The organism is Psychromonas sp. KJ10-10, assembly GCF_047323245.1.
Taxonomy (GTDB): Bacteria; Pseudomonadota; Gammaproteobacteria; order Enterobacterales; family Psychromonadaceae; genus Psychromonas.
This window is the reverse complement of record NZ_CP178826.1, coordinates 294,603-306,914: the sequence shown is the minus strand read 5'-3', so window position 1 is coordinate 306,914 and position 12,312 is coordinate 294,603. Positions and strand designations below refer to the sequence as shown.

Here is a 12,312-nt window from a genome sequence, read left to right as displayed (position 1 = left end):
AATAGGTTATTAAGGATAACCAAATGTTATTCATTGGGTTGCTAGAACATGATCTCTAAATTGAAGAAAAGGTTACGTTCAGAAATTTATCGGCTGAATTCAGGCATCTTTGTTGCGGCTAACTTCAATGATTCAGTAAATTTATTCAAAGAGTTGCGGTGTCTTGTGTTGGTAGGATATGCCAGTCCATAAGGATAACTTATAGCTGGCTCAAAGGGTCTAGTAATCACGCTGCTTTCTTCCCACACTTTTGTCGCAAAAGGCTCCAGAACGCCAACGGCAAGTCCGGTTGCTACCATAGAGTAAGCCGTGTGGGAGGTATCTATGGATATATGCTGGGTTAGCGTTGGTTGGATCGATTCAAGCGCCTGATTCAATTTGCTCCAATAATTGGAGCTGGAATCCACTACTGTAAGCACAGATTCTCCTGCAAGATCTTCTAGACAAACAACTTCTTTTAACGCTAGTGGGTGGACATAAGGTGCTCGCAAACACATATCGAGCATAGCCGATTATTTCTTGCTTTATACCTGGCAGATCAGGAACCATAAGCCCAACGGCTAAGTCAATTGTGTTTGCCTGTAATTTGGCCACGATTTCAGATACCGAATTGGTGTAAATAGAGAAGCGTTCATTGGGGTAGTATTTTATATGTTCTTTCACCGCTAAAGGCAGTATTGAGCTTGCTACAGCTGAAGTACTGGCGATTGTAATCTCTTTTGGCTCTCGATTGCGTATTTTTTTAGCCGCAGATTCGAGTTTCTCAAGTCCAAGGAAACTTTCTTCAACCGATTTAAAAAATTCAATGGCTTCAAGGGTGGGGTTAAGTCTGTTTCCTCTGCGTTCAAATAGCAGAAAACCCAAAGAACTCTCCATATCTTTAATTAGGCGACTGATGGCGGGTTGTGTTACATGCATTTCAGTAGCAGTACTGCAGCTGTTGTACCACGCAACATGATGTAGCGAAATGCTTCAATTTGTCTAAATTTCATGCTCTAAGTATAATATTTGTTTATGCATGATGCAAGATTATAAGTAGATCTCATGCTTAAATCATGGATGATGAAAGGAGCTAAAAAATTTACATAACTAGCAAGCGGGAAAGAGTTGTTCTGACGCTATAGTAAACTATTGGAATAAATCAAACTATGACAAGGATGATTCATGATAGAACACAGCATTTCTCCGATTTTGACAGTGGAAAACCTGTCAGTAAATTTTGGACAATCAAGGGTTGTTGAAAACCTCGATTTTAATGTAATGCCTGGGCGTACATTGGCCATTGTTGGCGAATCTGGCTCCGGAAAATCTGTAACTTCTCAGTCTATTATGAGGTTAGCGGATATAGCGGGTGCAACGTATTCTAGTGGACGAATTCTTTTCAACACTGAGGCAGGCACATCTGATCTATTAGCTATTTCTCAGCAGGATATGCGCCATATCCGAGGCAATGATATTGCAATGATCTTTCAGGAGCCAATGACATCTTTGAATCCAGTTTTCACTATTGGAGAACAGATCTGTGAGGTAATCCAGTTACATGAAGGAAAGAATAAGGCTGAAGCATTAAAAGACAGTCAACAACTGTTAGAGATGGTTCGATTACCAAATGCCGAACAGATGCTGAAGCGTTATCCACACCAATTATCCGGTGGAATGCGACAACGTGTGATGATTGCCATGGCACTGGCGTGTCGACCAAAACTACTGATTGCAGATGAGCCAACAACGGCATTGGATGTTACCATTCAAGCACAAATATTGGCCATTATTTCTGACTTACAGAAAGAGCTGGGTATGGCTATTATCTTTATCACTCATGATATGGGTGTAGTGGCAGAGATTGCAGATGATGTGGTGGTTATGTGGAAAGGTAAAAAGGTTGAAGAGGGCACAGTACACTCACTCTTTAAGAATCCTCAACATCCATATACACAAACTCTCCTTCGTTGCTATTCCGAGATTAGGGGAGATGAAGAGGGAGCAGTATCCTAAACGATTCCCCGTCACTATGATGGAAGGCGATAAACCAAAAGTTGTTGGTGAAGAGAAAACTCAGAACACAGCAAAGTATGACGTTTATCCTCTTCTCACAGTAGAAGATATCATTGTTCGTTTTGATATTAATAAACGTTTTTTGAAGGGGTGACTCATCGCATTCATGCTGTAGAAAAAGTCAATTTTAGCATCTATCCGGGTGAAACACTGGCATTAGTTGGAGAATCTGGTTCAGGAAAATCAACCATTGGTCGCAGTATCCAGCAGTTGCAAGCACTAACTGAAGGCGATATACACTTTGAGGGGCGCTCACTACGTAGGCTGACCAAAGCGCGCAAAAAAGCACTTAAAAGAGATATTCAATACATTTTCCAAGATCCCTTTGCCTCTTTAGATCCTAGAAAAACGGTTGGCTTTTCGATCGCCGAGCCGATTCGAACACATAAAATTATGCATCATTCCTCAGAGATCAAGCAACGTGTATCAGAGTCGCTTGAACGGGTCGGACTAAATGCCGAGCATGCGAGTCGTTATCCGCACGAGTTTTCCGGTGGTCAACGACAGCGGATATGTATTGCCCGAGCATTAGCTTGCAATCCAAAGTTAATTATTGCCGATGAAGCACTTTCAGCCTTAGACGTCACCATTCAAGCACAGATTATTAATCTGTTGATGGAGCTACAGGAAGAACAAGGGATCGCGCTACTGTTTATTAGTCACGATATGGCGGTGGTTGAAAAGATGAGTCACCGTGTCGCTGTCCTTTATCTGGGACAGATTGTTGAAATCGGTAGCCGACAACAGGTTCTAGAATCGCCTCAACACTCTTATACCCAAAAACTATTGAGTGCTGTCCCAATCGCAGATCCAACACGGGTACGTAATCACTGCCAGATAACCGGCGAGGTTCCGAGTCCAGTACGAGAAGTGGGCAATGAACCTGAAACATTAATATATCGAGAATTTCAAACAGGACACTGGATAGCTCAAGGCCAGTAAGTAATAAACCGACACAGATGTAAATGGAGAATACAATCATGACAAAATACAATACGCATAAAAGGTTTTTGAAACCTTTTCTATTAGCCGCATCAATATCTATCGCCTCAACAGCGACAGCGGCGACATTAAATGTTGCTTCACCACAGGATCCTGGTAGCTGGGATCCAATCGACACTTATTTGCTTGCATGGTCCTCCGTTGCCACCAATATTTTTGATGGTTTGACTTACCGTGATACAGACCTTCAACTTAAGCCTGGTCTTGCAACTAATTGGGAAGTGTTGGATGCAGGTAAACGTGTTCGATTTGTACTACGTGAAGGGGTGACCTTCCATAACGGTGAACCGTTTAACGCTGAAGCGGTGAAATACACTTTTGAACGTTTGTTGGGTGAAGAGGGAAAAAAGGACCTCAACGTTCTAATTACACTGCGATCAAGCACATCGAAATTATTGATACTTACACAGTAGACTTCCACCTTCATCAGGCTGATCCGGTTCTACTTACTAAGTTATCTGGTTATGGGGCGATGATCGTACCGCCTAAATATATTGCAGAGAAAGGGGAAGAGTACTTTAATGCTCATCCTGTTGGGACAGGTGCATTTAAATTGGTTTCTTACCAACCAAAAGTAAGTGTTGAGCTGAAACCTTTTGATAACCACTGGCGAGGCGTAGCTAAATTAGACACACTCAACTATCGCTTTATTACAGAACCTTCTACTGCTGTTGCTGAGCTACAGTCAGGTCGAGTCGATATAGTTGTTCCGCCAACTATCCCCATTTCTATGATTCCAACTATAGATAAAGACAAGTCATTGGAGATTAAATCCACGACCAGTCCATCCGTTTATGCACTTAGGTTTAACACCAAAGATGGTATCACAGCAGATGAACGTGTACGTAAAGCGATAATATATGGTGTTGATAGGCAAACCATCATCGAGGCAATTCTTGCTGGACAGGCAGAGCCAATCAGCAGTTTCCAAAGCCGTATCTCTTTTGGTAATGATCCAGATCTGAAACCTCTTCCATATGACCCTGCAAAAGCGAAACAATTGCTGAAAGAGGCGGGAATCACAGCTGGTTCGAAAGTACAAATCGATATTCGTGGTAATAACGCCACCTTTAATGAAGTCTCACAGGCGGTAGCGAGTTATCTGCAGATGATAGGTTTAAATGCATCTATTAAGCTGTACGAAACAAACATCATGATTAACGATATTGTTCCGGCCGGCAAAACGGGCGAGATGTTCCAACAGGGGTGGGGTGGCTGGACTCTAGATTATGATAATACGGCTTATTTCATGTATCACAGTGGTGAGAAGTGGAACCCATATGACAATGTTCCAGAACTAGATGCTTTACTGGAAAAGCAACGTTCTATCAGTGATCAGGCAGAGCGTGAAGTGATACTGAAATCTATCGCAAAATACACAGTTGACCATGCCCTGGAAATGCCACTGTATAGTCTGAACGCAATTTATGGCGTTTCTAAAAAAGTTAAGAACTTCACTCCTGCGGCGGATAACCGTTTGTTGTTTAATGAAGTGACTGTCGAGTAATCGACTGCATTAGTAAGTCTCCATATAAAAGGATTTCACCTATGGCTAACTTTTTAATTAAACGCTTATTACAAGCTATCTTTGTACTTTTCTCGGTCACCTTAATTGTGGCTTTTGCCATTCGCTTAACAGGTGATCCTGCATTAATGCTGACGCAGGGGGCTGGTAGTATTTCAGAAGCGGATCTGGTTAATATCCGCGAAGCATTAGGCATTAATAAGTCTTTTACCGTGCAGTATATTGAATTTATACAAGGCTTGTTCAGCGGAGATTTTGGGAAAAGTTTTATGGGCGGAACTCCAGTCTCTCAATTGATTGGTATTTCGCTTCCAGCCACTCTTTTTCTTGCTTTTTCAGTAATGATTGTGTCTATTCTAATCTCTATTCCTCTGGGGATTCAAGCCGCAATTAAGCGTAATACATGGATAGATCAGGCCATCCGAATTTTTTCTTTGATCGGCTTGTCATTCCCCAACTTTTGGCTTGCATTGATGCTGGTTCTCCTTTTTTCAATCAACCTTCAATGGCTACCTCCAAGTGGCATGTCTGATTGGAGTAGTTTCATTTTGCCTGCAGTTACCATGGCTATCATCCTAACTGCGACTAATGTTCGGCTAGTACGCACTTCGATGCTGGAAACGTTGCAAGCTCAATACATTATGGTTGCCCGTGCAAAGGGATTAAGTGAAAACAAGGTGCTGTACAAACATGCCCTGAGAAACTGCGCTATTCCACTCATCACATATTTTGGACTGCAATTTGGTGGACTGTTGGGTGGGATTGTCATCATAGAGCGTATCTTTAACTGGCCGGGTTTAGGCACACTGGCGTTTGAAGCTGTCAGTGCGCGTGACTACCCGGTGTTACAAGCAGTAATTACGATCCTTTCCATGCTCATCGTTGGTGTCAACCTGCTTGTTGATATTGCCTACGGGCTTATCGACCCACGTATCAGAAACGGAGTAGAGAATATGTTAAACGTGACAGTAATATTTAAGAGAGATTATTCTTTATTCAAAAACTTGGAATTTGTTTTAGGTTTTACCCTAACTGCGACCATGTGTGTCCTAGTCTTGAGTTCAGATGTTATCTTTGACGGTTTAGCTGATAAGGTCAATCTTACCGCTAGGCTTATCGAACCTTTTAGCAATTCAGCACATCTACTGGGTACCGATCCCCTTGGTAGAGATGTCTTAGCCCGCGTAGTTGCAGGCGGTGCTGTATCCTTACAGGTTGGCTTTCTTTCGGTGTTTGGCGCGGTCATTTTAGGCGTTTTCATGGGGCTTATATCGGGGTATTTTCGAGGATTCTGGGATATATTCGTAATGCGTTTTGCTGATGTGCAACTTGCTCTGCCATTTATCCTGCTGGCAATCACTTTTATTGCCATTGTCGGTGGTGGGCTTACCAATATGATAGTACTACTTATTGTTTCGCAATGGGTACAATATGCTCGCTTAGTGCGTAGTTCTGTGCTTTCTCTGCGTGATCGGGAGTATATTCAGTCGGCTCAGGCGATTGGTGTTAGCCACTTTAATATTCTCTTTCGTCATTTGTTGCCAAACCTGATTGGTCCTGTAATTGTATTGATGACGTTAAACGTTGCGAATAATATTTTACTCGAAAGTAGTCTGACCTTTTTAGGCCTTGGTGTTGACCCTCTCACACCAAGTTGGGGAGGCATGCTGGCAAATGGGAGAACTTATATACAGACGGCTTGGTGGGTAACCCTGTTTCCTGGAGTAGCGATACTGTTGACCGTTTTGGGAATGAACCTACTGGGTGATTGGCTTCGTGACACGCTTGATCCAACTGGAAGAACGTCTCGATGAATCCAGTTCTTACGACAACAATCAAAGCAACCTTGCCTGAGCTTGTTAAAAAATACGGTCAGCCAAAATATAAACATCATAGGGTCGAGATCTGGGTATTTAATGACCGTAATACGCGCATGAAAGCAGAGAAGCAACTGCTTAATTTAGGCATTATAGCCAAAGTAAGAAGTGCTTATAAGCCTCTGTTAAATACTCTTATGGAAGAGTTAGATATTGAACATACCAATCTAGTGCGCTTAGAGGTTAAATATCCAGTGAACGACCACTGTCCACCAAACCGATTCGCGCTTGAAGCCTATCCGCTTGGAGGTATGCTTGGGTCAGAGAAAATTAGCTTTGTTGCAAACAGATCTCGTTCACTTACCTATGAAATTGAAGCCATATTACAAACGGGAGAGAAAATCACCCGCAATGTATTAGCGCCAAGTGCTGTGAAAAAAAGCGCAACCTATGAAAGGTATCTGTCTCCGACTGGTTGGATTAGAATTGAAGACCCACAGGGTAATCGTTTCGTTGACCAACGTATCAACACTGACTACGAACAGGTTTTTGATACAGTGATGCAAGCAATTAGCCTGAACTCCTGGCCTTGTGAGTCATTTGAGGAGCTAAACATCAAGGTTAAAGGGCCAATGTTCGATGAAAAGCTCCCTTATGCCCACGAACATATCAGCTTGAGTGAAGCGCTACACGAAGACTTCTACTTTACTATTCAGGAGTGGTTTAAGTACCAGGCGGGGAAAGCGCCCCATGACCGCTCTTTTCGCTTTGGCCAGATTATTCCAGATATAACCAGTCAGATAGGCGATTACGATATTTGCGTGCGACAGGATCCTTATATCTTAACTAATCGTGAGATGCCTAGGCAAGTGCTAGAGAAAACGCAAGAACCACTCTCTTCTTCACAGATTTCATCAGAGCTTGGTGATATTAAAGGAGAAAGATTAAGTGCATTATCCGTGGCAGGACGCTCGGTACAAGCAGTCTATCATCAAGGTGCTGATCAACCTGTTTTGATCAGCGGTGGTCAACATGCCAATGAACTGAGTGGGATAGTTGGGGCGCTTCGTCACGCAAAAGTGTTAGCCGAACACTCCGAGAGCCATTTTGTTATCTCTCCTTTAGAGAATCCTGACGGTTATGAAACTTTTTTACGCTTATCGCAGACTAACCCAACTCATATGCATCATCGTCGCTAGGTATACTGCATTGGGGAATGACTTAGACACTCACACCTCTGAGCAACCATTTGAGAACGAGATAAGGCTCAAAGCACTATCGTGCTCGCAGATTAAATTACATATCAACCTGCACGGGTACCCCTCTCACGAATGGGTACGCCCTTTCTCTGGTTATATTCCGAAAGGCTTTGAAAAGTGGACGTTACCAAAAGGTTTTTTCTTGATCCTGCGTTATGCTGATGATGAAATTTATCAAACCTGTGGTCGGGAGCTACTGTGTCAACTCACTAAGCGGTTATCGAATATCCCTCAATTATGTACATTTAATAAACGTCAACTGGAACAGGTTTCAATGCATGTAGGGGAAAATGACCTGAAGGTTTTGAATAATATTCCTTGCATTATTACTAAGGTGAGCAAAAGTATGGTTCCACTGCAACTAATTAGCGAATTTCCGGATGAAACACTTTATGGGGAGCACTTTCAGTTTGCTCATACTGTTCAAAAAATGGTGGTATTGGAAGCATACAATATTTATCAAGCGCTCAATGTACCTTAAAAAGGCGGATCTAAAAATTTTGTATTTTAAAACAATAGTTTAGAGGTGTTTTTCCTTAGGGTCGGTCATCAAGTTGCACCTTGCCTCACTGCCCGAGCTAACAACTGAACAAAGTATAATTAATGGTAGCGGGGGGACTGTCAAGTTAACAACACCTCAACCTGTTTTGCGATAATCTGCAGATGAATAATTCTAATATCTACGCAGGTTATCGTTATCCTGCCCATTAGTGGTAATAAAGAAAACCACTTTATCAGCCATGCAGTTTGGCTTTATCATCGATTTACACTGAGCTTTCGTAATATTGAAGAACTGCTCGCGACTAGAGGCATTGTTGTCAGCTATGAAGCGATCCGCTTATTTAGAAACTTAGGGGTGCAAGAAATACGGAAATATCTATTGTAACCAGATGAAAAAGAGCCGAGGTCAATTTGGTGATACATGGTATTTGGATGAGGTTTTTATCAAAATAAATGGCGTATTACATTACCTTTGGCGAGCAGTCGATCAAGATGGTGATGACATAGATATTTTAGTTCAGAAACGAAAGAACAAGACGGTAGCGATGCGCTTCTTTAAACGATTATTAAAAGGGCAGGGAGGTACGCCGTTAAAGATTGTGATGGATAAATTAGCAAGTTACTCTGTCTGCAAAAAAGTATTAATGCCAAACGTGAATCATTCAACTGTTCAGTATGAAAATAATGGATGTCAACTTTCGCATCAGCCTAATCGACAACAAAAACGACAGATGCGGAAATTTAAATCACTATCGAGCATTTCGAGATTGCTCTTTTTTAGATGCAGGTAAGCTCTATTCAAAATTTAGATTAAGGATAGCTTTTAATCAATCTCATTAAGTAAGTGACAATACTGCTATAAACCTAAGATCACATCAAACAAAATACTTAAATCGAGCCAAATAGATAAATAATGCTCAAAAATTCCAATTAGTATTTCCTTTAAATAATTTATTTACAAAAATTCGCTTTATCAGGTCTGTTTTTCATACTATCTAGGCCCAGAAGTTCGTTATGAATCAACATGACATTATTTTCTGTAGTTTCTGCAATCACTGATTTAGCCCATTGAGGTAGCTCTGGGTTTATACGATAAAATACCCATTGCCCGTGTTTTCTGCCCGTAATAATTTTATACTTTTTTAACACAGCAAGGTTTCGCGATACCTTCGGTTGACTATCTTCTCTCAGTGCTTCCATTAACTCACATACACAAAGTTCGCCATGATAATGCGTCAACATTAACGTTTTTAATCGAATGTCATCTGTCAGAGTTTTATAAAAAGTGATCGGGGTAAAATCAGTCAATTGTTGAGCGGGTTCCTCATCAATACTTGTAGGGGCACTGTTAGTTAAATTGATAGATTTTCCTTCTACCAAAAGAAACATAGATAAACGGTTATTTAATTCATTTAATGTGGTAGAGAAAGGATTGTTACCTGGACGCGTTTTAGGATCAGTAAAATCCCAAGCGAGTTGCTTCACTGCATTTGGATAGTTTCTACATTCATTATTTGCTTTATCACAAAGCGTAATTACGTAATCAAATGTTTGACCTTCAAATATATTTACATTTTTAGAGACTAACCCTTTAGCATCGACCCCAAATTTAATTAATGCCTCAGTCGCTCGTAAATCGACATCCTCAGGATGAGTACCTGCGCTAAAGACTTCAAACTTTTCACCTGCTTTATGCCTTAGTAACGCCTCAGCTAATTGAGACCTTGCCGAATTACCTGTACAAAGAAAAAGAACTTTTTGCTTTTTTAGAGTGCTCATAATATTACCCAGTTAAATATATGTGAATAATTGTATATGCAAAAAATCACATGTAAAGTTATTTGTTAAATAGCACACTAATTCATAACATAGTAGGGTGTGGTCAATAGTCTGTTTCGTTTTCGACGTTATTTAGGATTGGCTTCAAAACTACTGCACTTTTGTTTTCAAAATCAACCGTCATTTAAGGATTTTTGAAAACAATTTTTAGCGCAAGTTATTGTGTAACGACTCTTTAATGCAGGCAAAACACTACCGAGCATTCCGTGCTCGCTCCTTTTCTGAATGGATGCGGGTTAGTTGCGTCCAAAATTTAGATTAAGGCTAATATTATAGTCTTTAATCGGCCTGCTCAGATAAGTTGACAATACCCTTTTACCACAAGAACGTTGAATTTTTTTAACATAAAAACTTAGGAAGTTTGCAATTCTAAAGTTAAAAATATTGTAATTGATGTGATCAAATGGTGGCCAAAAAATCTATTTTGATCATTTAATTTGGTCAAAATAAGCTTTAAATGAGATTTAAGGTTTAGCCTTAAGAAATTGTTTTAAATATTTTTTTCAATAGGTTACAATGATTGAAGAGTAAGTCTTCCAAGCTGATAATTCTTCTGTTTTTCATCAATATTTTTCTTTGGAAGCTCGTAAAGTTCTACAACTTGAATTTTTCTCGTTAGCTTAGAAAGCAGTGATCACCCTCTACAGCGTGTTAACCTTGATTTACCTGCTTGACCGTGTAATACTTTATTTACTTGTTATAGCGTGTAAGGTGTTATATGAAAATCTCTACAACAAAACAACTCAGTGCATATTTAAAGGATGTTCGTTTAGATAATGAATTATCTCAAGCAGATGTCGCTAAAAAAGTTGGGGTTCGCCAAGATACGGTTTCAAACTTTGAGTTAAGACCTGGAACAACCAAGATGGATACCTTTTTTAAACTACTTTCTGCGCTTGAATTAGATTTTGAAATTACACCTCGAAATGGTAAAAATAACGATGATGATTCAGGTTGGAAAGAGGAGTGGTAATGACTACTTTAAGTGCCTACCTCAATGGTTATCTCGTTGGTGAGTTTAAAAAATCGAGTAATGGTGCCCACTCCTTTAGCTATTCGACGAGCTGGCTAGCATTGAATGGAAGTCGGCCAATATCATTATCAATGCCACTCGCTAAATCCAAATATCGTGGTGATGTTGTTTACAATTACTTCGATAATTTATTGCCTGATAGTTCAGAGGTTAGGCAACGCATTGTTGCGCGTTATCAAGCAGGCTCTTCTTTACCATTTGATTTGTTATCTAGGATCGGTAGAGACTGTGTAGGCGCTTTACAGCTATTACCAAAAGGGGAAACGCCTCTTAATGTTAAAAGCTTAGAATATAGAATATTAGATAATGCAGAATTAGATAAAATAATAATGGGTTATCGTGCTGATATACCACTTGGTATGATTGAAGATCTGCAAGATTTCCGTATATCTGTTGCGGGTGCACAGGAAAAAACAGCTTTGTTGAATATCGATCAAGCTTGGTGCTTGCCCTTAAACTCTACACCTACTTCACATATTATCAAACTACCTATTGGGCAGATTCAAAGTCACTCATACTCATTAGATATGTCTGATAGTGTAGAAAATGAATTCTTATGTATGCAATTACTGCAAGCTTACGGTTTATCTGTTGCTAGTTGTGAAATACTGGCGCTAAAAGAGATGAATGTACTTTCTGTTGAACGTTTTGATCGCCAATATTCAAGTGATAAAAAATGGTTAATGAGAAGGCCTCAAGAAGATTACTGCCAAGTATTTAATACACCCTCGGCCTTGAAATATGAAAATCAAGGTGGTCCAGGTATTGAGCAAATCATGAAACACCTGTTAGGCTCAAAAAACGCGACAAAAGATAGAAGCGACTTTATGAAAGCGCAAGTGTTGTTTTGGTTGATGGGAGCTTCTGATGGACACGCTAAAAACTTTTCCATTTATATTTTACCGGATGGACAATTTCAATTAACACCATTCTATGATGTGCTCTCTGTTTTCCCTGTCGTGAATAAAAAGGGGATGAATATTCGTCAGGTAAAACTGGCGATGGGCTTAAAAGCGACCAAAGGTAAAAAGTATCATATTAATAAAATATACCCTCGACATTTCATTGAAACCGCAAAGAAAGTTGGGTTTGAAACGGAGAAAATGGAAAGTATATTAAGCGATATTAAAGCTAGCACTGAGCAAGTTATTAGTGATATTCAAGATAGTTTGTCAGTAAATTTTCCTAAAAATATATCAGAAAGTATATTTTCAGGGATGTTAAAACAGCTTAAAAAATTATAAGTTAAGTTTTAGATGCTAAATTTTTTCAACCAGTTGA

Annotated in this window: 13 protein-coding genes and 1 pseudogene; 11 read left to right on the top strand and 3 right to left on the bottom strand. The window is 40.1% G+C overall.

Annotation, left to right across the window (positions count from 1 at the left end; all coding sequences use genetic code 11):
- Positions 1–86: 86 nt before the first annotated feature.
- The gene (locus ACLKMH_RS01750; protein ID WP_413702231.1) at positions 87–497 is read right to left on the bottom strand and encodes a LysR substrate-binding domain-containing protein; all 411 of its coding nucleotides are present in this window, start codon (positions 495–497) and stop codon (positions 87–89) included.
- Positions 498–510: 13 nt separating this feature from the next.
- Positions 511–918, bottom strand: a pseudogene (locus ACLKMH_RS01745) (LysR family transcriptional regulator); the annotation flags it as partial.
- A gap of 246 nt (positions 919–1,164) precedes the next feature.
- On the opposite strand from ACLKMH_RS01745, the gene ACLKMH_RS01740 reads away from it, so the two are divergent.
- From ACLKMH_RS01740 to ACLKMH_RS01700, 9 genes are all read left to right on the top strand, one after another.
- Positions 1,165–1,995 carry an ATP-binding cassette domain-containing protein gene (locus ACLKMH_RS01740; protein WP_413700635.1) on the top strand — a complete coding sequence of 277 codons (831 nt, stop codon included), beginning with the start codon at positions 1,165–1,167 and terminating at the stop codon, positions 1,993–1,995.
- Positions 1,973–2,149: a hypothetical protein gene (locus tag ACLKMH_RS01735; RefSeq protein WP_413700634.1), complete on the top strand. Its 177-nt coding sequence runs from the start codon at positions 1,973–1,975 to the stop codon at positions 2,147–2,149. The genes ACLKMH_RS01740 and ACLKMH_RS01735 overlap by 23 nt, the downstream gene beginning before the upstream one ends.
- Complete coding sequence (locus ACLKMH_RS01730) at positions 2,146–2,997, top strand: oligopeptide/dipeptide ABC transporter ATP-binding protein (RefSeq protein ID WP_413700633.1); 852 nt, start codon at positions 2,146–2,148, stop codon at positions 2,995–2,997. Before ACLKMH_RS01735 ends, ACLKMH_RS01730 begins: the two co-directional genes overlap by 4 nt.
- Before the next feature lie 38 nt (positions 2,998–3,035).
- Entirely contained in the window at positions 3,036–3,470 is a 435-nt protein-coding gene (locus ACLKMH_RS01725) for an ABC transporter substrate-binding protein (protein WP_413700632.1), read from the top strand.
- Complete coding sequence (locus ACLKMH_RS01720) at positions 3,434–4,564, top strand: ABC transporter substrate-binding protein (protein ID WP_413702230.1); 1,131 nt, start codon at positions 3,434–3,436, stop codon at positions 4,562–4,564. Before ACLKMH_RS01725 ends, ACLKMH_RS01720 begins: the two co-directional genes overlap by 37 nt.
- A gap of 41 nt (positions 4,565–4,605) precedes the next feature.
- Entirely contained in the window at positions 4,606–6,396 is a 1,791-nt protein-coding gene (locus ACLKMH_RS01715) for an ABC transporter permease subunit (RefSeq protein WP_413700631.1), read from the top strand.
- On the top strand, positions 6,393–7,598 hold the full coding sequence (locus tag ACLKMH_RS01710) for a hypothetical protein (protein ID WP_413700630.1): 1,206 nt from the start codon (positions 6,393–6,395) through the stop codon (positions 7,596–7,598). Before ACLKMH_RS01715 ends, ACLKMH_RS01710 begins: the two co-directional genes overlap by 4 nt.
- 10 nt (positions 7,599–7,608) lie before the next feature.
- The gene (locus ACLKMH_RS01705; protein WP_413700629.1) at positions 7,609–8,139 is read left to right on the top strand and encodes a hypothetical protein; all 531 of its coding nucleotides are present in this window, start codon (positions 7,609–7,611) and stop codon (positions 8,137–8,139) included.
- A gap of 409 nt (positions 8,140–8,548) precedes the next feature.
- Complete coding sequence (locus ACLKMH_RS01700; protein ID WP_413700628.1) at positions 8,549–8,950, top strand: IS6 family transposase; 402 nt, start codon at positions 8,549–8,551, stop codon at positions 8,948–8,950.
- 160 nt (positions 8,951–9,110) lie between these two features.
- On the opposite strand, the gene ACLKMH_RS01695 is transcribed toward ACLKMH_RS01700, so the two are convergent.
- On the bottom strand, positions 9,111–9,938 hold the full coding sequence (locus tag ACLKMH_RS01695) for a metalloregulator ArsR/SmtB family transcription factor (RefSeq protein WP_413700627.1): 828 nt from the start codon (positions 9,936–9,938) through the stop codon (positions 9,111–9,113).
- A 778-nt stretch (positions 9,939–10,716) separates the two neighbouring features.
- Here ACLKMH_RS01695 and ACLKMH_RS01690 point away from each other — a divergent pair.
- Both ACLKMH_RS01690 and ACLKMH_RS01685 read left to right on the top strand, forming a co-directional pair.
- A complete protein-coding gene (locus tag ACLKMH_RS01690; RefSeq protein ID WP_413700626.1) occupies positions 10,717–10,971 on the top strand; it encodes a helix-turn-helix domain-containing protein in 255 nt (84 codons plus the stop codon).
- On the top strand, positions 10,971–12,275 hold the full coding sequence (locus ACLKMH_RS01685; protein WP_413700625.1) for a type II toxin-antitoxin system HipA family toxin: 1,305 nt from the start codon (positions 10,971–10,973) through the stop codon (positions 12,273–12,275). The genes ACLKMH_RS01690 and ACLKMH_RS01685 overlap by 1 nt, the downstream gene beginning before the upstream one ends.
- Positions 12,276–12,312 lie beyond the last annotated feature (37 nt).